Annotated in this window: 22 protein-coding genes; 11 read left to right on the top strand and 11 right to left on the bottom strand. The window is 69.5% G+C overall.

Features of this window, described 5'->3' with window-relative positions:
* Positions 1-62 precede the first annotated feature (62 nt).
* A complete protein-coding gene (locus ACIOEW_RS15240) occupies positions 63-638 on the top strand; it encodes a helix-turn-helix domain-containing protein (protein ID WP_362539790.1) in 576 nt (191 codons plus the stop codon).
* Here ACIOEW_RS15240 and ACIOEW_RS15235 read toward each other — a convergent pair.
* Positions 625-1,785: a serine hydrolase domain-containing protein gene (locus ACIOEW_RS15235; protein ID WP_401964185.1), complete on the bottom strand. Its 1,161-nt coding sequence runs from the start codon at positions 1,783-1,785 to the stop codon at positions 625-627. The genes ACIOEW_RS15240 and ACIOEW_RS15235 overlap by 14 nt on opposite strands.
* 199 nt (positions 1,786-1,984) lie before the next feature.
* Positions 1,985-2,662, bottom strand: a complete 678-nt coding sequence (locus ACIOEW_RS15230; protein ID WP_401964184.1) for a DUF4232 domain-containing protein — start codon at positions 2,660-2,662, stop codon at positions 1,985-1,987.
* Positions 2,663-2,980: 318 nt separating this feature from the next.
* On the opposite strand from ACIOEW_RS15230, the gene ACIOEW_RS15225 reads away from it, so the two are divergent.
* Together ACIOEW_RS15225 and ACIOEW_RS15220 are read left to right on the top strand one after the other, a co-directional pair.
* Positions 2,981-3,163, top strand: a complete 183-nt coding sequence (locus ACIOEW_RS15225) for a hypothetical protein (protein WP_401964472.1) — start codon at positions 2,981-2,983, stop codon at positions 3,161-3,163.
* A 155-nt stretch (positions 3,164-3,318) separates the two neighbouring features.
* Positions 3,319-4,350, top strand: coding sequence for a helix-turn-helix domain-containing protein (locus ACIOEW_RS15220; RefSeq protein WP_401964182.1), 1,032 nt, complete (start codon positions 3,319-3,321; stop codon positions 4,348-4,350).
* Between the two features lie 44 nt (positions 4,351-4,394).
* On the opposite strand, the gene ACIOEW_RS15215 is transcribed toward ACIOEW_RS15220, so the two are convergent.
* Positions 4,395-8,741 carry a S8 family serine peptidase gene (locus tag ACIOEW_RS15215; protein ID WP_401964181.1) on the bottom strand — a complete coding sequence of 1,449 codons (4,347 nt, stop codon included), beginning with the start codon at positions 8,739-8,741 and terminating at the stop codon, positions 4,395-4,397.
* A 232-nt stretch (positions 8,742-8,973) separates the two neighbouring features.
* Between ACIOEW_RS15215 and ACIOEW_RS15210 the strand changes: the two genes are divergently transcribed.
* Positions 8,974-9,321 carry a hypothetical protein gene (locus tag ACIOEW_RS15210; protein WP_401964180.1) on the top strand — a complete coding sequence of 116 codons (348 nt, stop codon included), beginning with the start codon at positions 8,974-8,976 and terminating at the stop codon, positions 9,319-9,321.
* Positions 9,322-9,355: 34 nt separating this feature from the next.
* Here the strand turns inward: ACIOEW_RS15210 and ACIOEW_RS15205 are convergent, their stop codons facing one another.
* Entirely contained in the window at positions 9,356-10,714 is a 1,359-nt protein-coding gene (locus tag ACIOEW_RS15205; RefSeq protein ID WP_401964178.1) for a S41 family peptidase, read from the bottom strand.
* A 270-nt stretch (positions 10,715-10,984) separates the two neighbouring features.
* Positions 10,985-11,419 (bottom strand): VOC family protein, encoded by a 435-nt coding sequence (locus ACIOEW_RS15200; protein ID WP_362539808.1) that lies wholly within the window; start codon positions 11,417-11,419, stop codon positions 10,985-10,987.
* 203 nt (positions 11,420-11,622) lie between these two features.
* Here ACIOEW_RS15200 and ACIOEW_RS15195 point away from each other — a divergent pair, with 203 nt between their 5' ends.
* A complete protein-coding gene (locus ACIOEW_RS15195) occupies positions 11,623-12,357 on the top strand; it encodes a hypothetical protein (RefSeq protein ID WP_401964176.1) in 735 nt (244 codons plus the stop codon).
* Between the two features lie 56 nt (positions 12,358-12,413).
* Here the strand turns inward: ACIOEW_RS15195 and ACIOEW_RS15190 are convergent, their stop codons facing one another.
* A complete protein-coding gene (locus ACIOEW_RS15190; RefSeq protein ID WP_362539812.1) occupies positions 12,414-12,593 on the bottom strand; it encodes a DUF397 domain-containing protein in 180 nt (59 codons plus the stop codon).
* Positions 12,594-12,595: 2 nt separating this feature from the next.
* A complete protein-coding gene (locus ACIOEW_RS15185; RefSeq protein ID WP_362539815.1) occupies positions 12,596-13,474 on the bottom strand; it encodes a helix-turn-helix transcriptional regulator in 879 nt (292 codons plus the stop codon).
* Between the two features lie 212 nt (positions 13,475-13,686).
* Between ACIOEW_RS15185 and ACIOEW_RS15180 the strand changes: the two genes are divergently transcribed.
* Both ACIOEW_RS15180 and ACIOEW_RS15175 read left to right on the top strand, forming a co-directional pair.
* Positions 13,687-14,169: an ATP-binding protein gene (locus tag ACIOEW_RS15180; protein ID WP_401964175.1), complete on the top strand. Its 483-nt coding sequence runs from the start codon at positions 13,687-13,689 to the stop codon at positions 14,167-14,169.
* Between the two features lie 118 nt (positions 14,170-14,287).
* Positions 14,288-15,682, top strand: a complete 1,395-nt coding sequence (locus tag ACIOEW_RS15175) for a Mucin-2 (protein ID WP_401964174.1) — start codon at positions 14,288-14,290, stop codon at positions 15,680-15,682.
* A gap of 200 nt (positions 15,683-15,882) precedes the next feature.
* On the opposite strand, the gene ACIOEW_RS15170 is transcribed toward ACIOEW_RS15175, so the two are convergent.
* Genes ACIOEW_RS15170 through pdhA form a run of 3 tightly spaced genes read right to left on the bottom strand, consistent with a single transcriptional unit; the run spans position 15,883 to position 19,449 of the window.
* Entirely contained in the window at positions 15,883-17,304 is a 1,422-nt protein-coding gene (locus ACIOEW_RS15170) for a dihydrolipoamide acetyltransferase family protein (protein ID WP_401964172.1), read from the bottom strand.
* 10 nt (positions 17,305-17,314) lie between these two features.
* Positions 17,315-18,295 carry an alpha-ketoacid dehydrogenase subunit beta gene (locus tag ACIOEW_RS15165; protein ID WP_362539824.1) on the bottom strand — a complete coding sequence of 327 codons (981 nt, stop codon included), beginning with the start codon at positions 18,293-18,295 and terminating at the stop codon, positions 17,315-17,317.
* A gap of 2 nt (positions 18,296-18,297) precedes the next feature.
* On the bottom strand, positions 18,298-19,449 hold the full coding sequence (gene pdhA / locus ACIOEW_RS15160; RefSeq protein WP_401964171.1) for a pyruvate dehydrogenase (acetyl-transferring) E1 component subunit alpha: 1,152 nt from the start codon (positions 19,447-19,449) through the stop codon (positions 18,298-18,300).
* Between the two features lie 340 nt (positions 19,450-19,789).
* On the opposite strand from pdhA, the gene ACIOEW_RS15155 reads away from it, so the two are divergent.
* The 3 genes from ACIOEW_RS15155 (at position 19,790) to ACIOEW_RS15145 (ending at position 22,048) form a co-directional block, all read left to right on the top strand.
* Positions 19,790-20,449 carry a response regulator gene (locus ACIOEW_RS15155; protein ID WP_401964170.1) on the top strand — a complete coding sequence of 220 codons (660 nt, stop codon included), beginning with the start codon at positions 19,790-19,792 and terminating at the stop codon, positions 20,447-20,449.
* 117 nt (positions 20,450-20,566) lie between these two features.
* Entirely contained in the window at positions 20,567-20,995 is a 429-nt protein-coding gene (locus ACIOEW_RS15150) for a pyridoxamine 5'-phosphate oxidase family protein (protein ID WP_362539830.1), read from the top strand.
* A 63-nt stretch (positions 20,996-21,058) separates the two neighbouring features.
* A complete protein-coding gene (locus tag ACIOEW_RS15145; protein ID WP_401964452.1) occupies positions 21,059-22,048 on the top strand; it encodes a phosphotransferase enzyme family protein in 990 nt (329 codons plus the stop codon).
* Positions 22,049-22,051: 3 nt separating this feature from the next.
* Here the strand turns inward: ACIOEW_RS15145 and ACIOEW_RS15140 are convergent, their stop codons facing one another.
* The gene (locus ACIOEW_RS15140; protein WP_401964169.1) at positions 22,052-23,692 is read right to left on the bottom strand and encodes a protein kinase; all 1,641 of its coding nucleotides are present in this window, start codon (positions 23,690-23,692) and stop codon (positions 22,052-22,054) included.
* Positions 23,693-23,987: 295 nt separating this feature from the next.
* Between ACIOEW_RS15140 and ACIOEW_RS15135 the strand changes: the two genes are divergently transcribed.
* A complete protein-coding gene (locus ACIOEW_RS15135) occupies positions 23,988-25,643 on the top strand; it encodes a protein kinase domain-containing protein (RefSeq protein ID WP_362539839.1) in 1,656 nt (551 codons plus the stop codon).
* Positions 25,644-25,650 lie beyond the last annotated feature (7 nt).

Genomic DNA, 25,650 nt, shown 5'->3' with positions numbered 1-25,650 from the left:
CCGTAACACTAACGGTTAGCTTTTCGTATCGGTTACTTTTTTGTCGCTGATAGCGTGAGCTCATGACCGACCCGTCCGGACGCCGTGAGCGCAAGAAGGCCGCGACCCGCCAGAAGATCGCCGAAACCGCCCAGCGGCTCTTCCTGGAACGCGGGTACGACGCCGTGGGCATCCGTGACGTGGCCGCCGAGGCGGACGTGGCCGTCACCACGCTCTTCTCCCACTTCGCCTCCAAAGAGGCCCTGGTGTTCGAGCAGGACGAAGACTTCGAGCAACGCCTCACACAGGCGGTCACCGGCCGGGCGCCGGACGAGCCGCTCATCCCCGCGCTGCGCCACGAGATCCGCGCCCTGGTGCGCCATTGCACGGCCAACGGCGGCACCCCGATCTGGCGCATGATCGACGCCTCGCCCGCCCTGCGGGAGTTCGAGGAGTCGATGAGGCTGCGCCACGCGGAGACCCTGGCCATGGCCATCGCCGCCGATCCCGGCCTGTCACAGAGCACGACGGCCTGCCGGACGATCGCCAGGTTCGCGATCGACGCCCACTCGCTGGCCCGCGCGGCGCCCGATCCGGACGCCGCGGTGGACGAGATCTTCGAGATGATCGAGGCGGCGTGGGACGTCACTGCCCCTTAGCCGGCCCCTTTCCAGGGGCGGCCCCGCACAGTTCCTGCTCCACGAGAGTCCTCATCGCCTGCTGCGTGTCCGGGCCGCCGTCGCTCGTGGCGTACACCACGGCTGTCCTGGACCCGTCCCGGGTGATGCCGGCCCAGGTGCGATAGCCGAGCAGTTCGCCCGGGTGACCGAAGTAGCTGCCGCCGCAGGGCAACGGGATCTCGCCCAGCCCGAGTCCGTACCTGACACCCATCTCGGGTGCGGGCACCGTGGCCGTCATCTCGTCCAGCTCCGCCGGTTCCAGCAGACGCCCGCCGATCAGTGCGGTGTAGAACCGGCTCAGATCGTGCGTGGTGCTGATCACCGCGCCGGATCCGACGGCCATGCTCGTGTTGAGCGCCGTGACGTCGATGCCGGCACCGGTGCCGGTGCCGAACGCGGTGTAGGCCCGGGCGTAGGGGCCGGGAATGAAGGGCGAGGTGCCGGGCGTACTGGTACCGCTCAGTCCCAGCGGTCGGATGATCCGGTCCTCCACCTCCCGGTCCCAGCTCCGGCCGGTCACCTCGCGGATGATCATCGCGGCGAGAATGTAGTTGGTGTTGGAGTACGACCATGCGGCTTCGGTCGGCACATCCTCCGAGCGCCGCATCGCCAACTCCTCCGGGGTGTAGGTGCGGAACCGCTCGGCCCGATACCCGTCGGCGCTGTTCAACGCGGCGATCTCCGGCAGGACTTCGGGGATCCCACTGGTGTGCTGCAACAGCTGCCGCACGGTGACGGAACTGCCGTCGGGGCCGCCGCCCCCGACCACTCCCGGCAGCCAGCGCTCGACGGTGTCCTCCAGGGACATGCGCCCCTCGCCTACGAGTTGCAGCACGACAGTGGCGGTGAACGTCTTGGTGGCGCTGCCGATCCGGAACCTTCCGCCCGGAGGCATCGGCCTCCTGGTGCCGCTCTCGGCCACTCCGGCCCGCGCGACCGCCCGCGTGCCCGGCGATGTCACCTCGGCGGACACACCGACCACCCCGGTGTCATGGACCGCGTCCACCCGCCGCTGGAGCGGATCGGCGTGGTGCGGGTCTGCCACCGCTGTCGGCCCGCCCGATGCGGCGAAAAGGAGAGCGGTCAGGACGAGCAGTCGTCGCCGACGCGTTCGTAACACCTGCATGAGGGACCCCGTTTCCGCCCTCGGCCCGCGGCCCTTCTGCGCCCGGATCCGAGGGACGCGCCCATCCCACCAGGCCAGAGGCGGCCGGCCCATCCTGCCCGCCCCCGTCGCAGGGAGGCGCTGTCGTCAGGGCGGCCCCGGGGGCTACCCCGGCGGAGCGGCCTGGGGCTTGCCTCCCGACCGCGCCCGAACCGCCGGGTCAGCCGCCCTGCCCGGCACTTCCGATCGGACCCACCAGCACCTGGGAGCCGGAACCGTCCGTGACGGGCAGCGAGCTGTTGCCCGGCCAGTCGAGGGTGACCGACTTCGTCTCGTTCGGCGGGGTCACCACCAGCCCCGTGATGCGGACGCCGGAGCCACCCGATTCATTGAGCGGGTAGCTGACGTAGAAGTCGATCTCCTTCCCGTTCTTGAGGATGTACGGGTCACCGGGCTCGCCCTTGCGCGTGGCGGAGATGTCCCCCGCGTTGGTCTTCAGGTCGACGCCCGCGAACCCGGAGATCACGCAGTCGGCGCCGCTGCCGTTCGTCAGCGCCACCACGACGCTGCCATCGGGGTCGCCGTCGATGAAGCCGTCCTGCGCCGTGATCTCCAGCCCGTCAGTGGTGCACTTGGGGGCCGTGCCGCTGTCACCGGAGCCGGAGTCGGCGGGGGCTGCCGTGCCCTTGCCGTCGGAGCCGGTGCCGGCGGATTCCTTCCCGCCGTCCTGATCCGAACCGCCCGAGCCCGAACCGCCTCCCGAGGAGGATGCGGCGGAGGCCGAGGAGGCGGACGAAGGGTCACTCGCCGCCGCACCGTCGTCGTCGTTCTGGCAGGCGGTGAGCGAGAGGCCGGCGGCAACGACCAGGGCGGCGAAGGTGAGCTTGTGAGCGCGCATCGTTTTCTTCCTCAGCATCGGTGACAGGCCGGCCGCTCGGTACGGGTCGAGTACAAGCGAGCGTTTCTGATCACCAAGAGCTGCCCGGCCCTGCGGTGCGTTCCTCCCAACCTCCGGCTAATACATCCCTGTTACATACACAGCCCGCCAAAATGCCCACCCCCATCGGACACACAGCGCCGGAGCCCGCCTCCGGCTTGCCGGGACGGCGGCTCCCCTCACCGTTCCGCACCTGTTCGCGGCCACCGCCCTCTGGGACACACCCGTAACCCTGGGCAGCTTGACCGCCACCGGTGGGCCCACCGGCGCGGAAATCCGGTGGAACAGCGCCCCTGCACGCCGCTGGCGCGCCGCCCCGTCCGGCCGTTGCGCCTGATCGCTGACGGGTGCGGTCTGTCGCGGGCCGAGGCCGAGAGGCTCCTCACGGAGGGGAACCTCATATCGGCAGCCCGGCTGAGCGGCAAGCTCTCCGGCGACGTCACCTTCATGCTGAAGCGCTGAGCGCTCCTCCGGAGCGGGGCCTGTCCGGTGAGATCGCCGGACAGGCCTCCGGCCTCGACCTGCCTCAGAGCTTGCACAGAAGCTGCGTTACACCGACGGCGATCGCTGGTGCGACGCCGACGCAGTCCGCCGGTTCGGGGATACAGTCAAGCACCATGGGTGCCGACTCCGCCGCGCAGATCCCCCTGGGACCGGGACCGGTACCGCTGGGGTCGTTGTCCGGCGTCGGTCTCACGGAGGCCATGGAGTCTGTGTACCGGTCGATTGTCGCTCAGCCGGCGATCCGGCCGGATGGGCTCGTCCTGGCGACCGGAATGACCATGGACGGTGTTGCGGCCTCTGTCGAGGCACTCGTCGCCCGTGGCCTGGTCGGCAAGAGCGGCGGCACGTTGACCGCTGTCTCCCCGTTGTTCGCACTCGGCGACCTGGTCGCCCACAGCGAACGTGAGGCCAGGATGGCTCGCTCGGCGCTGGACGAACTCGCCGATCTGCATCGGTCGATCCGCAGCCAGGACGAGTTCCGCGGTCTTGAGGTGGTCCGCGGGCGGCCGAACATCGGCGGCTGGGTCAATCACCTGATGCGTTCCACGGAGCAGCAGCTGCGGATGTTCGCCAAGCCGCCGTTCGCGGTGGTCGGTGTCGCCGAGACGGAGCAGGAGAAGGAGCTGGCGGACCGCGGGCTGGTCGAACGGGTGATCATCGAGCGGTCGTTGCTCGACGAACCGGAGACCGAGAAGGACTTGCTGGCGTCCCTGGACCGCGGCCAGCAAATCCGGCTGGCCGAGATGCTGCCGAGCAAACTGCTGATCGCCGACGACTCCTTGGCCCTGGTGCAACTCGACGACGGCGGCCCGGCCCACGACGTGGTGGCGGTGGTGCGGCCCGGCGGTCTGCTCACATCCCTGACGACACTGTTCGAGTCGTTGTGGGAGCGCTCGGTCCAGCTGCGCGAGGCACCGGGCCGGCGGGTCGAGCCGTATCCGGCGTCGGCGGACGACCTGGGCGATCCGATGGACCGGGAGGTGCTGACCTTGTTGCTCGCCGGATACACCGACACGGCGGTGGCGGCCCGGCTCGGCGTCAGCCTGCGGACCGTACAGCGCCGGGTGCGGCATCTGATGGATCTGGCGGGCACCGACTCGCGGATCCTGCTCGGCTGGTACGCACGCGACCGCGGCTGGCTCTGAGTCGCCTCAGGCCGGCCACGGTCGCGGTCGGTACGCAGGAGCTGCTAGGAGATCTGCTCCGGGATGTGCAGCAGGACAGTGCTCGACGAGGATCCGGCGGGCCCGCCTTCGCCGTAGAGCATCAGATCGTGCTTCTCGTTGATGCCGAAGCTGTAGGTCGGCAGGAACCAGTCGTCCCCGGGGATCATCGCCGACAGGTCCCAGAGCCGGCCCTGCGGATCCCACATCGCCGAAACCTCGTAGTCGGGCTGCAGTTCCACGGTGCCGAGGATCCAGCCGTCGGTGGTGATCTTCTCCGCCTCGGCGTTGAACCCGTAGTCCGGCAGGCGCTTCATTCCGGCTTCCGGCGTCCAGACGAACGCGTCGTCCCCGCTGGCGCCGACCACCGAGCCGGTCGCGTTGACGCCCAGGGCGACCGAGTTGGACTGCCCGGGAAGGGTGCCGAGATCGGTGATCTTCCCGGTTGAGGTCTTCCAGGTGACGGCCCGCGACTGCCACTCAGTGGTGAGCGACGACCCGACCGCGGTGCCTTGGGCGTTGATCGCTCTCGGCTGGGTCTCCGCGGTGTTGTCCGACAGATGGGCCAGCTTCGTGTATCCGCCGCTTCTGGTCCAGCTGAACGGGTCCACGTAGGTGTGTCCCTGGTTGTTCTCCCGGTACTGAAGGCTCGCGAACCCTACGACGGTCCCGTTGTCGCTGACGCCGGTGGCGTACCCGCCGTCGTAGGCCTTTTCCCGCCCGTCCGGCAGCCCGAGATCCGTCACACTCCCGTCGGCCGCCCACGCGGCCGGCCGGGTGCCTCCCTCGCTGTAACTGAGCACCCCGGCCGATTCCCGGAGCTCGTTCATGTCCAGTGCCGAGCCGTACTTCGCGCTCCCCAGGGCCAGGTCGGTGAACCCCGTCTCCTTGGTCCAGGTTGTCGGCGTCATGTTGGCGTTGAACTGCCGATCACCTGCGACGACGCCGCTGTTGGTGAGCTTGGCGCCGACGAAGGGCTTCTCCCACTTCACCGCCGCCAGCTTCGGCGCGACAACGTTGTTGATCCTGACCTTCGCCGCGCCGACGACGGTGCCGTCCGCGTTGGCCACCCGGACCCGGCCGATCACCGGCTCGCTCGTCTGGGTGACCGCGCTCAGGTCGATGTCGGCTGCCACCGGCATCGACTGTCCCGGCTCGAGCCGCGACGCCTTGTCCGAGCGTGCCGTGATGGTCCCGATGCCGCGGGAGAACATCTCCTCGTGATAGTCGAAGGTCACCGGGCCGGACACGACGTGGGCGCCGGTCACCACCACGTAGTAGGTGCCGGGTGCCGGATCGTCCATGACGAGGCGCTCCACGCCCGGGCCGATGTTCATGCTGGTGGCTGCGATGCCGCGGGCACCGACGATGTACATGTCGAGATCGGCGTCGTCGGCACGTGGGGTCAACGTCACGTCCAGTCGCGTCGACTGCCGCGGCACGTCGACCCGGTTCGCCGTGACCTGTCCGTTGTCGACGGTGGAGAACAGGTTCCGGACGAACCCGAGCTCACCGTCGGTGGCCTTGAGCTTCGCCGCACCCCAGGTGTTCGTCCCGGTGAACTCGACCGATTCCTTCTGATGCACCGTGGCCGACGGCAAGGTCGTCACGTCCGGGGCGAACGACATTCCCTGCAACGAAACCGATGCGGTGAAAGGGTTCTTGGCGGCCTGGGAGGTCCGTCGGGCTTCCACGACGAACTCCCAGACGCCCACCTTGGGCCGCAGCACGGCCCTGGATCGCGGATCGCATCCGGACGGATCGTCGTATCCGGTGTAGCAGTGATTGCTGGCGTTGGAGTCCGCCGGCACCCCATCGGGACCGATGGGCAGGACTCGCAGCTGGCTGCCCTTGGCCAGTCCTCCAAGGTTCAGCTGCAGGGCTTCGACGCCCTCCGGCACCGCAACCAGGAACGACGTCGCCTGGGCGCGGTCGACGTTTCCTGCCTTGCTGACCTGATAGGCCGGGCCGCGCAGCTGGCCCGCCGCCAGCACGGTGACCGCCACGAACCGGTCGATGCCCGCCGTCGCCGGATCGTCGATCGTCATGATCGCGCTGTGCACCCCGGTGGTCGCCGGAATGGCGGTCACCGTCACGGTGTTCGAGGTGTCGCGCGGCGTCGAGAGGGTCTTCGGCGCCCGGAACGTGCCGTCATTGCCGATCCAGCCGATCCGGCTGCTGGTGTTCCCGGCCTTCCCGCCGGTCCTGGTCACCGTCACCGGGTAGGTCTTGCCGGTCGCGACCTGCTGCCCACCCTTCCAGGGCAGGCACCGGTTGTAGATCCCGGCGCCGGTGTCCGGGGTGGCCAGATTGCCTGACAACGCCGAGCACACCGGGGCGGAGACGTCATAGTTGTCGACGTTCACGCCCTTCGAGAGCTGCTTCCAGGCGGCCGGGATGTCGACCAGTCCGGTGCCCTGGGCGGTGGTCGGCACTCCGTCGATGTGGGTCGCCGTTCCGGTCAGCACCGCGCGCAGCGCCGTGGGACCGGATTCGACGTTCCGGGACTTCGCCGCCGACAGCAACAGGGCAGCGGCTCCGGCCACCTGGGGTGCCGCCATCGAGGTTCCGTTCGCCATGCCGTAGCCGGCCGGCAGCGAGTAGCCCGCTTCCGGCACGGCCTCACCTTCCAGCCAGCCGGGGATCGAGGAGATCGCCGATCCCGGGGCGCTGACCGCGGGTGCGAGCGCACCGTCCTCGGACGGGCCGTGGGAGGAGAACCCGAACAGTCCCTGCCGTGCATGGACCGCGGAACCGTAGTTGGCCCACCAGGTTTCCTTGCTCACCGACGCTGCGACGGCCAGCACCGACGACGAGACCGCCGGGGCACCGACGGTGTTGGTACCCGCGCCCTCGTTACCGGCCGCCACCACGATCTGCACGCCATAGCGGCTGGTCAGCGTGTTGTACAGCTGGGAGATCACGTCGGAGCCGTCGTTGAGCGCCGGCAGTCCGCCGATCGACAGGTTGACCACATCGACGCCGCGATTGACGACCAGGTCGATCATGCCTTCGGTGAGCGCCGCCTCTGTGCAACCGCCGCCCCAGGTGCAGGCCCGGGACGAGACGATCTGCGCGCCGGGAGCCACACCGTGCATCGCGCCGCCGAGCAACGACGTGCCGGCGGTGATTCCCGCGACATGGGTGGCGTGCGACCCCGACGGCAGCCCGATGTTCACGTAGTTGGCCACCTTGCCGACGTTACTGCCGCCCAGCGGCGACAGGTCGACGTTGTCCCGGTAGTCCACGACGTAGGGAATCCGCTCGGTGACAGCGGTTTGCGGATCTTCGGCGCCGAAGTGGCCGATCTGCCGCTGCCGGCCGTACGGCAGCATCGCCGGCGCATCGGTGAAGTCGTGGTCGCCGTCGGCATCCACCCACACGCGGTGGGTCTGCGGGTCGTACAGCGCACCGAAGTTGTCGTCGGTGGACCCGTTGTTGTTGAGATCGCCACCGAAATCGCTCTGGGTGGTGGTCATCTCGTAGAAGAGCCCGAGTTGGAACGAACCCTCCGGGGCCGTCCAGTCGGCTCCGGCGTAACTGAACCGGGGACCGGTCACCGCCTTGCTCATCCGGACCCAGGTTCCGTCGTCGTCCGACACCGGATCGGTGGCCGTCACCCAGTCGACCACCTTCGGCCGCCCGTCGCTGGTCTTCTGCAGGGCCGGATGATCAAGGTCGACGCCGGTGTCGAGCACCCCGACGGTGATCCCGCGCCCGTCCCACTTCTGATGCTCCGCAACGAAGTCGACGGCACCGATGTCGTTGACCGGCATATACGGATTGTCGGCCGGCGTGGTCGCGTTCGGCGCCGCCGGATGAGCAGCCCTCGCCCCGGCTCCGGCCGGACTGACCGCATTGCCGAGTTCCGGGCTCGGCACACGGAACGTCTTGTCCAGATCGACGGCCTTCACCACAGGGAGCGCGGCCAGGCTCTGGACCTTGCCCGTCGGGACGGTGGCCCGCACATAGCCGATCTCGGGCAGGACCTTGCCCACGGTGCCGCCGGCCTTGGCGACGGCCGCCGCCACCTCCTTGGCGTTGCCTGACGTGGCGAGCAGCATCACCGTGACGGTCTTGGTCTCGGTGGCCTGCGCCTGCTGCAGCACCTGGGTGTCGTGGGCGCCGAGCTTCTCCGAACTCCTGCCGGCCGGCGCCGTGGCGTCCAGCGGCTGGAATCCCTTGTCGTCCGTGGGCGGCTCATACGGATCGTCGGCCGCCTGCGACGGATCCGCAACCGGCACCCGCGGGCCGCTCGTCCCCGGACCGTCCGTCGCTGCCGCGGCGACCGTCGGCTGGCCGGTGATCAGGATCGCAGCGGCCAGGACCGCTGCGCCGATCGTAGTGAGTGGTTGGAGTCGCTTACGTCTCACGCTGCTCCTTCTGATGACATGTCCCGGCTCAGTGGCGAGCCCGTTCCGGAATCTCGCAGTCACAACCAGCGAGCAGCAATGGGCCGGGCACGGCGGATGTGCGACATGGCGGCATCCCGCCCGCGCCAGCGCAGCTGCTGTCGGCACCACAGCGGCATGACCTGACCGCAGCTCGCAGCGACAGACCCCGGACAAACTGCGTTCCGGGGCCTGCCCCCTGCTGGACCTCCGGTTGCCGCGGAGGCGCAGACGGGCCGTCCCGGGAGCCACCACCCACTTCTCCGACCCGGCGACGCGGCGGAAGCTCGTCGCCGAACAGCCGAGGCTGCCGCTCTCGTACTACGAGCAGGACATCCCGGTTCCGGCGGGCTGGGACGACCACCCGTGTTCGTACCTGCTCTTCGGCCCCCCGTACGAGGAAGTGGCGGCCGACGCACGCGCACGCGGCTGGCGGGTCGCGCACCTGCCCGGAGAGCACCTGCACCAGACCATCGACCCGGTCGGAACGACCCGGCTGCTGCTCGAACTCACCGTGGGGGCGGACCGGCCCCCGGGTGGCCTCACTTCCGCGGATCGGTGAACGACCGGCCACCCGCAACCCCGCGAGCCCGGCGCTATCCGAACGAGAGGCCCTGGGCGCGCAGCGCCTCGACCGCCGCGTCGAAGGCCGAGTCGCGGTCCGTCGCGAACTCCTCCTCGGTGAAGACCGGTGTACGGATGTGGGGCGGGATGCCCGCGCCGTCGAAGGTCTGTCCCCGGCGGGTGAGGAACTCCTCGTTCGGGAGCCAGACCGCCATGCCGTTGGGCAGCTTGCGGTCCAGGGTGTCGGAGAAGACGCCCTGCGTGTTCTCCCCGATGCGGACGGTCCTGCCGGGCCGGTCGATGAGGGCCTGGGTGAACGTCTCACCCGCGCTGAACGTGGTCGCGGCCGTCAGCACGGCGACCGGACCGCCGTAACGGGGGACGCCGCGCGCGGGCTCCACGAGGACGGCCTGCGGCCGGGTGTACCGGGTGCGCTTGCGGTAGGCCACGTACGCGGAGTCGGTCAGCCGCTCGGCGAGGTGCAGGCCGAGGGCGTCCGCGCCGCCTCCGTTGATCCGCAGGTCGATGACGAGGCCGGTGAGCCCGGCCGTGCGCTCGGCGGTGAACACGGCGTCCAGCGCGTTGTCGAGCTCGGCCAGCTCTGCGGCGTACGTGTGCCCGTCCTCGCTGCTGTACCCGGCGAACCCGGAGAGCCGCAGATAACCCTGCCCGCCGGGCAGATCCGCGTAGCTGATCCGCCCGTTCGCGAACTCCCGCAGCGGCTCGCCGTCGAGATCACTCCGCACGATGTAGTCCTTGACCTTGGTGTCCAGATCCCCACCGATCACGGCTGTACCCGGACGGACCTGCGAGAAGCGCCGCTCGCCGTCGAAGACGGTGACATGTGCGTCGTACAGCGGCGTCACCATCTCGCTGAAGACGGCGAAGAGTTCGTCCCTGGTCGTGTCGGCGTGCACCTTCGGCCGGTACGTGTCGCGTACGGCATGCCAGTCGATGCCCTTGGCGGCAAAGAACGGGTAGTTCTCCTCGAAGGACTGCCAGAAGACGTCGAACGTCGTCACCGGGTCGTCCGTGGACGTTGGCTGCTTGCACGCCGCCGGAAGCCTGCCGAGCCGCTGCAGTTCCCGGTACCCGGCCGAACCGGACAGCTGCAACGACCCGGACGCCCGTACGATGAGGAGCGTCCCGTCGCCGGACCTGTACACGCCCGGTGCCGTCTGCTGCGCGGACTCGCCTTCGATGCAGCCCAGCGCGGTGGTCTGGTACTCCTGAAGCCGCCCGTGCGCGATCGACAGGACGGTGCCGTAGCCGTTCACGCGCCAGACACCGTCGACGGCGGGCCGTGGTGCCGCGACGGCGGGGACCACCGCCCCACCGGCAAGGGCCAGTGTCACGAGTGCCGTTGCCGCCTTGGAAATCCCGTGTCGCAAGATCTTCCTCTCCCCGTACGCGATCTGCGTCAGGGAATCGACGATCGCCGACCGCGCGCCAGGGGAACATCCGGCGGGCTGGTGGATCGACCGGGGGACATCCCCCCGAATTTTTCGATCTGCCGTCCAGGGTCCACGCCGGCCAAGTGGCCTCGCCCTTACGTGCAGGAGGGCCCGTGGAGGCAACGGAAGACCCATTCGCCTCGGGGGCAAGCAACCATGATCCACCACTCAGGTGTGATCACGGCTTCGGAACCGTCCTGGACAGCCTCAGGCGAGGCAGAACTCGTTGCCCTCGATGTCCTGCATCGTGATGCACGACTCGTTGACGCCGTCGGCGCGCTGCGTCAGCACGTGTTTCGCGCCGAGCGCCATCAGCCGTGCGCATTCGGCCTCAAGCGTGGCAAGGCGCTCGTCACCCACGAGCCCGGCGCCGGCCCGCACACAGAGATGCACCCGGTTCTTGACGACCTTGCCTTCGGGAACCAGCTGGAAGAGCACGCGCGGCCCCGCACCCGAGGGATCAGTGCACGCGAAGTAGATCTCCTGCTCATCGGGCGGCAGCGAGTGGTGGTACTCCTCCCACGTGGCAAAGCCCTCCGGGACCGGCGGTACGACGTACCCCAGCACCTCGCACCAGAAGGCGGCGAGACGCGCAGGTTCCGCGCAGTCGAAAGTCACTTGGAACTGCTTGATCGTTGACATCGGCGCACGATAACAGGGGTCCTGCTCATCTCCCGGGGCGGGTTGATCGACACATTGTCGGGAGGACGGCCCCTGCCATCCGCTGCTGCGTCGTGCGGTCACAGGGGTGAACCGAGGTCCGTGCCTCTGGGACCCAGAATCCGATCTCAGACGACCGCTCTCGTGCCAAAGACGAGTTGGGGGACAGCCCTTATGGTGTGCGGATGCCTGGGACTTTCGATCTCCGCGTAGAGCTTCCCGCGGCCCTCACGGGTCCCACAGCGGCCTGGCGGTTCGTCGAGCGGTTCGCCGCGCGTCTCGGCGCGCCGGCCGGACCGGATGACGGATTCCCGGAGGCTGAGCTCGCCGCTGCGGAGCTGCGGCTCGGGCTGCGACTGCCGCAGGCGATGCGGGAGTTGTACGGCAGGTTCGGACGCCGTCACGATCTCCTGGGCGGATCGAGGTCGCTCCTGCCACCCGAGGAGCTGGAGGCGGACGGCACCGCTCTGATCTGGCAGGCGGAGAAGTTCTGGCTGTACCGGATCGCCGTGCCGCTCGACCGGATCGCGGAGACCGACCCGCCCGTGCTGATCGACGGGAGTTCGCAGGCGTACGACGACTGGGAGCCGTTCGCCGACCGCTTCTCCGCCGCGTGCGTGGAGACGGTGATGTCGGAGAACTCGCTGTGTGGCGACTGGGGCGGGTGGCGCCGCGAGTGCCTGGCCCCCGACGCCGCGCGCCTTGAGCAGTCCCTCACCCTCGTACCGCCGCTGCTGTCCACCGGCGGCCGGGACAACGCGGACCGCTGGTACGCGGGCGCGGATGTCCTGGTGCACGAGGACCGCTCGGACGAGGAGTCGGAGTTGGGGTGGTTGTACGTCCGCGCGCTGACCCGGGAGGCGTTGGACGGCGTACGGGCGACCTTGCCGGGGCCGTGGACCGAGACCGTGGACTATTGAGGGGCCGATCGGCTACGCGGGAGTTCCGGGGTCGGTGGCCCCGTGCCGGCCGGCGCCTATGCCCGGCGCAGTCCCGCCTGGAAGGCGTCCCACGCGGCGGGGGCTAGGAGGAGGACGGGGCCGGCGACTCGTTTGGAGTCGCGCACGGCTATGACGTCAGGGACATTGCAAGCTACTTCGACACACTCGCCATTGCCACTGCTGTAGCTGGACTTGACGAACTCGAAGTGTGGCACGGCTACAACTCCTTGCGAATACGCCCGATAAGAGCGATGGAATCGCGGGGAGCGAGTCCGTTTCTGGCGATGCGACCGAACGTGACGTTGTGGCGCGCGGCGTCCGTCTCACTCTCCAGCCACAGCGTAGACGACGTGGTGTCCATGTAGACCACGTCCATCGCACCGGGTTCGCCAAACGATACGACGCTAAAAGCGCTGGTCATACCTGGGTGGGAGCCAGCGAGGAAAGGGACAACCTGCACCGTGACATTTGGCTCGGCAGCCACCTCCGACAGACGCGCCAACTGCGTACGCATCACATCGCGCCCACCGACCAATTGCCGCAGGGCACCTTCGGCGACGATCGCCCACAGCATGAGCGGGCTTCCATCCGTGAGGCGCGCCTGTCGGGCGATCTTCGCTTCGACGAACCGCTCGATCTCGTCCGGGTCGTCCCAGTCCGCATTGCCGACCGCAAGCGCCCGAGCGTAGTCCGGCGTCTGAAGCAGTCCCGGCACGAAGGCCCCTTGCCAGGTCCTGACCGTCGTCGCGATGTCTTCGAGCGCAACGTACTCAACCAGCGAACGCAGCTCCGGGTACTGATTCCACCAGCCCTTCGCCTTGCGGCGTTCCCGGTCCAGCCGGGCCACCTCCAGCAGACGACCGACGAGCTTCGCATCCTCGAGACCGTAGAACTCGCAGAGGGTTCGAACGTCCGGATCCCTCATGGGAACCCATCCACGCTCCATCTTCACGATCTTCGAGTTGGTCGCGCTGATGACCTGGGCAGCCTGCTGCTGCGTTTTCCCGGACGCGTCTCGCAGGCGCAGCAGCTCACTACCGAGCCTGCGTCCCAGAACAGTTGACGACCTATTGCCTTGCGGAGTCGCTCGATTCACGGCACCAGTGTCGCCTCCCGCACGGCGAGGCGTCGACCACCATCGCCCGTTAGGGACAAGTGTCCCCGTTTCACTTGCACCCATCTGGGCCATGTCGCTACGTTCGGTGTCACGCCAATCACAAAGCGAAGCAGACCGGCGGAAGTGCACCGCCCTGCCCACACAGGCGCGGCATTGCCACCGCCCGCACCTCAGCAGAGAGGCACGCGACCATGACCGCAGCCCAAGAAGCCCTCGCCCCCGAGCCCGAACCGCAACCCCCACTCCACGAGGACCGCCTCGACTACACCCCCACCGCCCGCAGCGTCACCCTCTGCCGCCGCCGCGCCGCACGACTGGTCACCGAGTGGGGCCACCCCCACCAGGCGGGCGAAGCCGCGCTCCTCGTCAGTGAGTTGGCGACCAATGCCTTACTGCACGGCTGCATGCGGGGCCGGCTCTTCCGGGTTCACCTCAGCCTCACCGCGTCCACCCTCCGCATCGAGGTCAGCGACCCCCGAGGCGAGCGGCTCCCCGGACTGCGTGAGGCGGGCGCCGACGACTGTTACGGGCGCGGGCTCCTCATCGTCGCCCAGCTCGCCGACCACTGGGGCGTCGAGCCACGCACCGTCGGCAAGACCGTGTACGCCGAACTCGCGGTGCGGAAACAGTCGGAGGCATCGGGGGGAGTCGCCGCGAACTCGGAAGGGAAGTAGGCGCGACGCATAGGAGCGGCCGGGCAGCCGATGCCGATCAGCGGGTCCTGCCGGGCACACAGGAGATCATGGTCGCGGGCCCGCCAGGGAAGACCTGGGGGCGGGGGAATGGGGAATCATGGTGGCGTTTCACGCATCCGCGCTGGACGGAGTCGCACGCAATCCGGCGCTGCCAACACCGCTGCTGCTGCGCTTGCTGGGCTTCGACGGTGGTGGTGACGGTCCGCCCCGGGACGCTCTCCAGCGAGCCGGACTCCCCGAACCGGCCATCGCGGCGATCCTGGCCCACCCGAACCCGCGCGCCCGGATCGGCTACGCGATGAGCAGCGGGGCCGAGCCATCACAGCGGGCCCGGCTCGCGGACGACCTCTCACCCGAGGTGCGGACCGCGCTCGCGTACGGACCCGAGTGGAGCGTGCCGCGTACGACGGTCGCCCCGCTGCCGGACGCCGTGTGTGCCCGCTTGCTCGACGACCCTGATGCCTCCGTGCGAGCGGCCCTGCTGGACTCGCCCCTCCTGGCGCCGTCGTTCGTGGCCTCGCTGGCCACGCACCACGATCCGGCTGCGCGCAGGGGCGCGGTGCGTGCATGGGAGATCCTGGCGCCGGGCGAACGGTCGGCACTGCTGGCCGACCCGGACCTCGAGGTACGGCGGGCCGCCGCGCTGTGGGAGTGCCGAGGGGACGCCCACGTCACCGCCGGACTCCTCCACGATCCGAAGGCCGCCGCCGAGGCGCTGCGCCACGGGCTCCTCGTCCGCGCCGACGCCGAACGGTGCGTCGCCGAGCGGACGCACCTGGCTGCCCTCGCCGAGAATCCTTCGCTGCCCGCCGATCTTGTCGAGCGGCTCGCCGACGACCCCGACGAGGCCGTACGGCTCGCGGTCTCCCTCAGGCCCGAACTGGACGAGAGACGGCGCATGACGATCGACTTCACGATCGGGGACCTCGACAGGGGCGACGACGTGCAGTGGGTACGGGACGGGCTCGCCGACCCCGAGGTGCTGCGTCGGGCCGCGACCTCCGCTCACCCGCTGCTCCGGCGCGCCGCCGCCCGGAGCCCCCATCTGCCGCCCGACCTGCTGCGCCTACTCGCACGCGTCGAGGACCCGGTGGTGGAGAACCGCCTGGGCATTCACCACCCCGACACCCCGGAGGAGACCCTGATGCGGGTGTACGCGCGGCTCGGCGGGACGTTCTCTGCCTGGATGGCGGAGACGCACCCCCGCTTTCCCCGTGAAGGTCTCGCCGCGCGCTACGCGGGCCACCCGGACGGGAACTACCGCCGGCTGGCGGTCCGGGACCCGGCCGCCACGCCCGCACTGATCGAACGGCTCAGCCATGACCCCGCGGTCTGGACGCGTCAGGCGGCGGCCCGTGATCCGCGCCTGCCGGTCCACCGGCTCCGTGAGGCACTTCTTGTCCCTGAACTGGCCTCCAGCGCGGGTGCCAACCCCGCGCTCCCCGAGAGCGAGATGGCCGCCGTCCTGAACCGGGCCGGCGTCCCCGCCTGACCTCCGAGCAGAACCACCTCACCGGAGGCCGCGGTGCAGGTGAGTTGGCGTACTGCGGATACGTCCGCGCCGCGCCACGTGGCTGGTTTCGTCGTCCCTCCGCGGCGATCCGGCCGAGGGCGGTTGGCTGGGACTCGACACGCAAGCGGGCCCGCGCAAACTTCGCACGGGCCCACCTCACACACGTACCACCGGGGTAACTACCCCCAGGTGATCAGCCGCTTCGGCTGTTCCAGGATCGCGGCGACGTCCGCCAGGACCTTGGAGCCGAGCTCGCCGTCGACCAGGCGGTGGTCGAACGAGAGCGCCAGCGTGGTGACCTGGCGGGGCTTCACCTTGCCCTTGTGGACCCATGGCTGGAGCTTGATCGCGCCCACCGCGAGGATCGCGGACTCGCCCGGGTTCAGGATCGGCGTGCCCGTGTCGACGCCGAAGACGCCGACGTTGGTGATGGTCACCGTGCCGCCCGCCATCGCGGCGGGGGACGTCTTGCCCTCGCGGGCCGTGGAGACCAGCTCGCCCAGGGACGCGGCCAGCTGCGGCAGCGTCTGGTCGTGGGCGTCCTTGATGTTCGGCACGATCAGTCCGCGCGGGGTGGCGGCGGCGATGCCCAGGTTGACGTAGTGCTTCTGCACGATCTCCTGGTTCGCCTCGTCCCAGGCGGCGTTGACCTCGGGGTTCCGCTTGATCGCGACCAGGAGGGCCTTGGCGATGATCAGGAGCGGGTTGACCCGCACCCCCGCCATGTCCTTGTCCTCCTTGAGCTCCGCCACGAGCTTCATCGTGCGCGTCACGTCGACGGTCACGAACTCGGTGACGTGCGGCGCCGTGAACGCGCTGCCGACCATCGCCTGCGCGATGGCCTTACGCACGCCCTTGACGGGGATACGCGTCTCGCGGGCGGTCACGGACGGGGCCGGAGCCACGACCGGGGCCGGGGCCGTCGCCTCGGCCTGCACCGGCGCGGGGGCGGGCGCCGGTGTCGCCGCCGCGTGCACGTCCTCGCGGGTGATGACGCCACCCTCCCCTGTCGGGGTGACCGTCGCCAGGTCGATGCCCAGGTCCTTGGCGAGCTTGCGCACCGGCGGCTTGGCCAGCGGACGGCTCTCCGCGACAGCGGCGGTGCCGTGGCCGGTGCCCTGGCCGTTCATCTCGCCCTGGATCGCGGCGGACGCGGCGGCGGGAGCCGTCTCGGTGCCCTTGCGGGCGCGCCGCTTGGTGGAGGACTCGGCCACGCCGTAGCCCACCAGTACGGGCTTGCGGGCCTTCGGCGCCTCGGCCTCCGGCTCCGGTGCGGGAGCGGGAGCCGGAGCGGGCTCGGCCGCCGCGGGGACGTCGTCGCCGGAACCCGGCGCCACGTCCACCGCGATGATCACCTGGCCGACGTCGACGGTCGTGCCCTCGGGAAAGCGCAGCTCGTGCACCACGCCGTCGAACGGAATGGGCAGCTCCACGGCCGCCTTCGCCGTCTCGACCTCGCAGACGACCTGGCCGTCGGTGACGGTGTCGCCGGGCTGGACGAACCACTTGAGGATCTCGGCCTCGGTCAGTCCCTCGCCCACGTCGGGCATCTTGAACTCACGGAAGCGAGCAGCGTTGGAAGTCTCGGTCATCGTTGTCACGTCCCCGTCCTCAGTACGCCAGCGAGCGGTCGACGGCGTCGAGCACGCGGTCGAGACCCGGGAGGTACTCGTCCTCCAGCCGGGCCGGCGGGTACGGGACGTGGTAGCCGCCGACCCTCAGCACGGGTGCCTCCAGGTGGTAGAAGCAGCGCTCCGTGATGCGAGCGGCGATCTCCGCGCCGGAGCCGTAGAACACCGGCGCCTCGTGGACCACGACCAGCCGGCGGGTCTTCTCGACCGAGGCCTGGATGGCGTCGAAGTCGATCGGGGACATCGACCGCAGGTCCACGACCTCGATCGACTTGCCCTCCTCCTGGGCGGCCGCGGCGGCCTCCAGGCAGACCTTCACCATCGGGCCGTAGGCGACGAGCGTGAGGTCCGTGCCGGTACGGGCGACGGAGGCCTGGTGGAGCCGGCCCGGGATGGACTCGGTGTCGAGTTCACCCTTGTCCCAGTAGCGGCGCTTCGGCTCGAAGAAGATGATCGGGTCGTCGCTCTGCACGGCCTGCTGCATCATCCAGTACGCGTCCGACGCGTTGGAGGGCGAGACGACCTTCAGGCCCGCGACGTGCGCGAACAGCGCCTCGGGCGACTCGCTGTGGTGCTCCACGGCGCCGATGCCGCCGCCGTAGGGAATCCGTACGACGACCGGCAGCTTGATCTTGCCGAGCGAGCGGGCGTGCATCTTCGCGAGCTGCGTGACGATCTGGTCGTACGCGGGGAAGACGAAGCCGTCGAACTGGATCTCCACGATCGGCCGGTAGCCGCGCAGGGCCAGGCCGATCGCCGTACCGACGATGCCGGACTCGGCGAGCGGGGTGTCGATCACCCGGTCCTCGCCGAAGTCCTTCTGGAGCCCGTCGGTGATCCGGAAGACCCCGCCCAGCTTGCCGACGTCCTCACCCATGATGAGGACCTTGGGGTCGGTGTCGAGGGCCTTGCGCAGCGACTCGTTGAGCGCCTTCGCAATGGACATCTTTTCCATGGCCATGGCTACTTGCCCTCCTCGGCGAACGATGCCTGGTAGGCGGCGAACTGGGCGCGCTCCTCGTCGACGAGCGCGTTCCCGTCGGCGTAGGCGTGGTCGAAGATGGCCAGCCTGTCCGGCTGGGGCATGGACCGTACGGCTTCGCGGACCCGCTTGCCGAGGGTCTCGCTCTCCTCGTCGAGAGCGGTGAAGAACGCCTCGTCGGCGGCGCCCTCGTTCTCCATGTAGGTGCGCAGGCGCAGGATCGGGTCCTTGGCCTCCCAGGCGACGCGCTCCTCGTCGGCCCGGTACTTCGTCGGGTCGTCGGAGGTGGTGTGCGCGCCCATCCGGTAGGTGAACGCCTCGACGAGGGTGGGCCCCTCGCCCTGGCGGGCCCGCTCCAGAGCCGACTTGGTGACGGCCAGGCAGGCGAGTACGTCGTTGCCGTCGACCCGGACACCGGGGAAGCCGAAGCCCTGGGCGCGCTGGTAGAGCGGCACCCGGGTCTGCCTCTCGGTCGGCTCGGAGATCGCCCACTGGTTGTTCTGGCAGAAGAACACGACCGGGGCGTTGTAGACCGCGGAGAAGGTGAACGCCTCGGCGACATCGCCCTGGCTGGAGGCGCCGTCACCGAAGTACGCGATCACGGCCGAGTCCGCGCCGTCCTTGGCCACGCCCATGGCGTAGCCGGTGGCGTGCAGGGTCTGCGAGCCGATGACGATCGTGTACAGGTGGAAGTTGTTGGTGTTCGGGTCCCAGCCGCCGTGGTTCACACCGCGGAACATCCCGAGCAGATTGGTCGGGTCGACACCGCGGCACCAGGCGACGCCGTGCTCGCGGTAGGTCGGGAAGACGTAGTCGTCGTCGCGCAGCGCCCGGCCGGAGCCGATCTGAGCGGCCTCCTGGCCCAGCAGCGAGGCCCACAGGCCCAGCTCGCCCTGGCGCTGGAGCGCGGTGGCCTCGGCGTCGAAGCGGCGGGTCAGGACCATGTCCCGGTACAGACCGCGCAGCTCGTCCGCGGTCAGGTCGATCGAGTAGTCCGGGTGCTCGACGCGAACGCCCTCGGGCGTCAGCAGCTGTACGAGTTCGGGTCCGGAACTCTGTGGCGTCTTCGCGGCGCTGGTCCGCTTGCTGCTGCGTCGCGGTTTACGCGCGGCAGCAGTGCTCTCCACGGTCACGTGCGTGCTCCTCCGTCGGTCCGGCCCCCGGGGTCTGCCGGGAGACCAGTGCGGCTCGCCTGTGTCCGTACCCGTGCACGGGGTGGGTGCCGCTCGGTCCGGGAACAGGCGTGACAGGTGCCCCGGCGAGCGCCCTGTTAAAAGGCACGTTACCCAGTGCTTCGCGCAACTGCGAAACCCTTCCTGACCTGCGATTTTGCTTGGATATCCAAGTAAATCGAAGAATTCGGGAACTCTCGCTGGTCACAGCACTGGTAACAGCCTTACAGGCTGCCGGAACAACGGCACGTTATCCCGCCCGACACCGGCAGGGAAGAGGGGAGTGTGTGAGACTGCGTTTGTGCGCAAAGAAGGAAAAATCACTGTTTTTCTGCTGGACGACCATGAAGTCGTCCGCCGCGGAGTCCATGAGCTGCTCTCGGGCGAGGACGACATCGAAGTGGTCGGCGAGGCCGGTACGGCCGCGGACGCGCTGGTACGGATCCCCGCGACCCGGCCCGATGTCGCCGTCCTCGACGTACGGCTGCCGGACGGCAGCGGAGTGGAGGTCTGTCGCGAGATCCGTTCCAAGGACGAGTCCATCAACTGCCTGATGCTGACTTCGTACGCCGACGACGAAGCACTTTTCGACGCCATCATGGCGGGCGCCTCCGGATATGTGCTCAAGGCCATCCGCGGCAATGAACTGCTGAATGCCGTACGGGACGTGGCGGCCGGAAAGTCGCTGCTCGACCCGGTGGCCACCGCGCGCGTGCTGGAACGGCTGCGCGACGGAAAGAAGGGCCGCGGCGACGACAAACTCGCGGGCCTCACCGACCAGGAGCGCAAGATCCTGGATCTGATCGGCGAGGGGCTGACGAACCGGGTGATCGGTGAGCGGCTCCACCTCGCCGAGAAGACGATCAAGAACTACGTCTCCAGCCTGCTGTCCAAGCTGGGCATGGAACGGCGTTCGCAGGCCGCCGCCTATGTGGCGCGGCTCCAGGCCGAGAAGCGCTGACCCGTACAGATGTACGGAAGGGGCCGCGGCCCCCGGTGATCTTCGGGACTTTGGTCCCGTGCCACCCGGGGCCGCGGCCTCTTCTGCGCACCCCCGTGGTGACGGACAGTGGAAGGCATGTCCTCCGAGGAACTCCACGCGATCCAACTGCTCGGCCGGGTCCCCTACGGCCGTCTGGCGACGAGTATGCGAGCCCTCCCGATCCTGACGGTGGCCCGGCACATCGTCACCGACGGCCGCGTCGTCCTGCGCATGCACAGCGGTCTCGGCTACCACGACGCCTGCGACGGCGCGGTCGTGGCGTACGGCGCGGACAACTACAACGCCGCCACCTCGGCCGGCAGCCGCGACCTGTGGTCCGTGCAGTTCACCGGGCCCGCACAGATCGTCGAGCCGACCTGCGCCCAGCGCGAGCTCTTCGGCCCCGCACCGATCGAGGTCAACGGGGAGCCCTTCGCACCGGCCTACATCCGGCTCGACCCGCACTTCGTCACTGTGCACACTCTGGACTTCCACGCAACTCCGCAGATCCGCAACGCAGCGTGATCTAACATCTGGCGAGTGCCGCGCTCATCTGTAACATTCCCGCCTGTTCCCCCGGTCGGCGAGGTGCTGCGCCGCTACCCGGACGCAGGCGAGCCGCTCACCTGCAAGCCGCTCGCCCAGGGCCTGCTCAACCACGGTTACCGGGTATCCACCACCCGCGGCTCGTACTTCCTCAAGCATCACCTGGACGACTCCACCGGCGACCGCGCCACGATCGTCCGCCAGCACCGGGCCACCCAGCGGCTCCAGTCACTCGGAGTGCCCGTCGCGCCGCCCATCGTGGACAGCGACGGGGACACCGTCACCGAGATCGGCGGACGCTGCTACGCCCTGCACCCCTGGGTCGACGGACTGCACCGGGCAGGCGCCCAGCTCACCCTCGCCCAGTCGCTGCGTCTCGGGGCGCTGCTCGGAGCCGTACACACAGGTCTTGAGCAGGTCATGGACGCGGGGTCGGGGGCCGGGGGGCGGTCCTGCCATGCGAGCCCCGACGCCTCCGACACGTTCGCGCTGATCGACGAGTTACTGGCCGCTGCGCGCGGCCGCCGGCCCCGGGACTCCTTCGACGAACTGGCCGAGCACCGGCTGCTGGAGCGGCGCACCCTGCTGGAACAGCACGCGGACCACCGGCCACCCGCCCCGGACGGCCCGGCGACCGGTTGGGTGCACGGTGACTTCCACCCGCTGAACGTGCTCTACCGGGGCGCCGAACCGGTGGCGATCCTGGACTGGGACCGGCTGGGAGTGCAGCCGCGCGCGGAAGAGGCGGTACGGGCCGCGGCGATCTTCTTCGTGAAGCCGGCCGGGGAGCTGGAGCTGGGGAAGGTGCGGGCCTACGCGCGCGCCTACCGGCGGGCAGCCGGTGCGGGCGCGGACGAGCTGGCCGCGGCGGTGCACCGGGTGTGGTGGGAGCGGCTCAACGACTTCTGGATACTGCACTGGCGCTACTGCCTGAACGACCGCAGGGCCGACCCGCAGTTCCCTGCGGTGTCGGCCCTGGCGGTCTGGTGGACCCGTGAGTACGAGGCGGTACGCGACGCGTTCACGGGGTGAGGGTTACGGAGTGGTGCCACCACCGGCGCCCGCGGCGGCTCCGGCACTGGTTCCGGAGGTGACTCCCGCGTCCGTACCCGTGCCCGCGTCCGTGCCCGCGTCCGTGCCTGCGTCCGTGCCTGCGTCAGTGCCCGCGTCCGTACCCGCGTCAGTGCCTGCGTCCGTACCGGCGTCCGTGCCCGTGCTGGTGCCCGCGTCCGTGCTGCCCTCGCTCGTACCCGCCGTGTCCGTCTTCGTCGGCGTGGCCGAAGGCGTCGGATCGGTCGTCTCGCTCGGGGTGTACGACGGGGTGTACGAGGGCTGTTCAGGCGTCTCCTGCTGATCGCCCGTGGAGTTCCCCGGCTGCTCGGTGTCCTGCGTCGTCTCCTCGTCGGTCGGCGAGGCCGACGTCTCCGTCGGGGACGGCGAGCTGGAAGTCGAGGTGACCGGCGCCTTGGGCTTCTCGCCGCTGCCCTTGGCCGCGTTGACCGCGATGGCCACACCCACTCCGATGGCGATCAGCGCGAGCACGATGAACAGCCACAGCTTCCCGCGGCCGCCACCGCCCTGCCGGCTGCTGCCGCCGTCGTAGCCACCGTCGTCCGGGTTCATCGGCGGCAGGATCGGGCCCTGCGACGTGTCCCCGTGGTATCCACCCTGGCTCATCGCACGGGTGGAGCCGGTCATGCCCCGGGGCGGGGTGTTCTGGCCGTCGTTCATCACGACCGGGCCGGTGTTCCACGTACCGGTGTGACCACCCTGCACCTGGAGCATCTGCAGGCTGTACTGGACCAGTCCGCGCATCTCCTCCGCGCTCTGGAACCGGTCGTCCGGGTCCTTCGCGAGCGAGCGCATGACGAGCCCGTCGAGCTCCGGCGGCACCCCGTGCGAGATCTCCGACGGCGGGACCGGAATGTCCTGAACGTGCTGATACACCACGGAAAGCGGCGTTTCGCCCGTGAACGGGGGCCGCAGTGCGAGGAGTTCGTAGAGCAGGCACCCGGTGGCGTACAGGTCGGAGCGGTGGTCGACGGCCTTGCCCAGCGCCTGCTCGGGGGAGAGGTACTGCGGCGTCCCCATGACCATGCCGGTCTGGGTCATCGTCGACTGCGCGCCGTGCAGCGCACGGGCGATGCCGAAGTCCATCACCTTGACCGCACCGGAGTGCGTGATGATCACGTTGGCCGGCTTGATGTCCCGGTGCACGATCCCGTGCTGGTGCGAGTAGGCCAGCGCCTCCAGCACTCCGGAGACGATGATCAACGCCTGCTCCGGAGGCGGGGCCTCCGCATTGAGCAGCAGGTCACGGATGGTGCGGCCCTCGACGAGCTCCATGACGATGTACGGAACCGTCTGGCCGGCCACGGTGTCCTCGCCGGAGTCGTACACCGCCACCACCGCATGGTGGTTGAGGCCGGCGACCGACTGCGCCTCACGCGTGAACCGGGCCTTGGAGACCGGGTCCTCGGCAAGATCGGAGCGCAGCAGTTTCACCGCGACCGTACGTCCGAGCCGGACATCCTCGGCTGCGAAGACCTCGGCCATGCCGCCCCGGCCCAGTCGGCCGGTCAGCCGGTAACGTCCGTCGCCGACGACACCGCCGATGCCCCAGGCGTCGGTGCCATCCGGAACTCCCCCGCCGTTTGCTCCGGGTTCGGGTGCCATCAGTCCTCGCCGTCGTTTCTGTCCGCGCGTCCGCGGGTTCTCACGGTGCCTAGCTGCATTGCCACGTCACGCTACAGCCTCCGTCGGACACACCGATTTCGAGAGGGACGGGTCATCCAACCGGCTGGCGCGCCAACCGCGCAAATTCCATGCGGTTCCTGTAACGCTTCCGAGACGCTTCTTGTGCGTAGGGTCACGGAACGGGCACCTGGCTTGACGTGTCGTACCCCTCGGGCAGACTTGGCCAGTAATACGGATCTTCGCGCGCTCGCGCGGCCCTAGGGGGAAGCAAGTCATGAGCCAGGACGGCGCACACGGTGCCCAGGGTCGCTACGCGGGCGGTTCGGTCGCCGGCGGCCGCTACCAGCTTCGTGATCTGCTGGGCGAAGGCGGGATGGCATCCGTATATCTGGCCTACGACTCCGCGCTCGACCGGCAGGTAGCGATCAAGACGCTCCACACGGAGCTCGGTCGCGAGCAGTCGTTCCGTGAGCGGTTCCGGCGCGAGGCGCAGGCGGTCGCCAAGCTTCAGCACACCAACATCGTCTCCGTCTTCGACACCGGCGAGGACGAACTCGGCGGCGCGCTGATGCCGTACATCGTCATGGAGTACGTCGAGGGGCAACCGCTCGGCTCCGTCCTCCAGGCGGACATCCGCAACTACGGCGCGATGCCCGCCGACAAGGCGCTCAAGGTGACGGCCGACGTGCTGGCCGCCCTGGACACCAGCCACGAGATGGGTCTTGTCCACCGCGACATCAAGCCCGGCAACGTGATGGTGACCAAGCGCGGCATCGTGAAGGTCATGGACTTCGGCATCGCCCGCGCCATGCAGTCGGGCGTCACGTCGATGACGCAGACCGGCATGGTCGTCGGCACCCCGCAATACCTCTCCCCCGAGCAGGCCCTGGGCCGTGGCGTGGACGCCCGCTCCGACCTGTATTCCGTCGGCATCATGCTGTTCCAGCTGCTGACCGGCCGCATCCCCTTCGACGCGGACTCCCCGCTCGCCATCGCGTACGCGCATGTGCAGGAGGAGCCGGTCGCCCCGTCCACCATCAACCGGTCGCTCACCCCGGCGATGGACGCCCTCGTCGCCCGCGCCCTGAAGAAGAACCCGAACGAGCGCTTCCCGAGCGCCGCCGCGATGCAGGACGAGATCGCGCGCGTGCTGAACGCGAGCGGGCAGACGGGCGCCCCCGCGATCGTCAGCGGCGCGGGCGCTCCGGCGAACAGCGGCTCGGGGGTCGGCTCGGCCGTCTTCCCGCCGGTCGACCAGTCCACCCCCGCACCGCCGAACGTCCAGACGCCGTACCAGCCGGGGCCCTATCAGTCGCAGCAGCAGCCCGGCCCCTACGGCGTGCCGACCCCGGCGCCCACTCCGGCGCCGTCGTACGGCTATCCGCAGTCGGCTCCGGCGTACCAGACACCGGCGGCGATGTCGCCGATGCAGCAGCAGCCCCCGACGCCGTACTCGGTCTCGCCGCAGACGCATGCCCCGTCCTCGGGCGGCGGCTCCAAGCGGAACATGCCGGTGATCGTCGGCTCGATCGTGGTCGCCCTGATCGCGGTCGGCGGCCTGATCACGGCGCTCGCGCTGAAGGACGACGACCCGGGCAAGGGCGGCACCGAGGCCTCGTCGAGCGAGTCCCCCTCCGGTGACCACAAGGATCCGGAGCGGAACCGGACGATAGACACCGACAAGTGCACGGAGGCGTACGAGGACGACGACGACCCGAACAAGGTCGACGCCCCGAGCTTCCTCTACAAGGACATCCTCTCGGCACGCGCCTGCGCGGACGCGGCCGGCTGGACCATCAAGCAGATCAAGGTCCCCGGGAACGCCTACGCGGAGGACCAGGTCATCGACCAGTTCCCCACGTCCGGAACCGCGGTGCCCAAGGTGGGCGCCCACTTCGAGCTCCGCATCGCGACGGGCGACCCGGCGTAGGGCGTGG

The organism is Streptomyces sp. NPDC087901 (assembly GCF_044742205.1).
Lineage (GTDB): Bacteria > Actinomycetota > Actinomycetes > Streptomycetales > Streptomycetaceae > Streptomyces.
The sequence above is the reverse complement of the archived record's forward strand: the minus strand, read 5'-3'. Positions and strand labels throughout refer to the sequence as shown.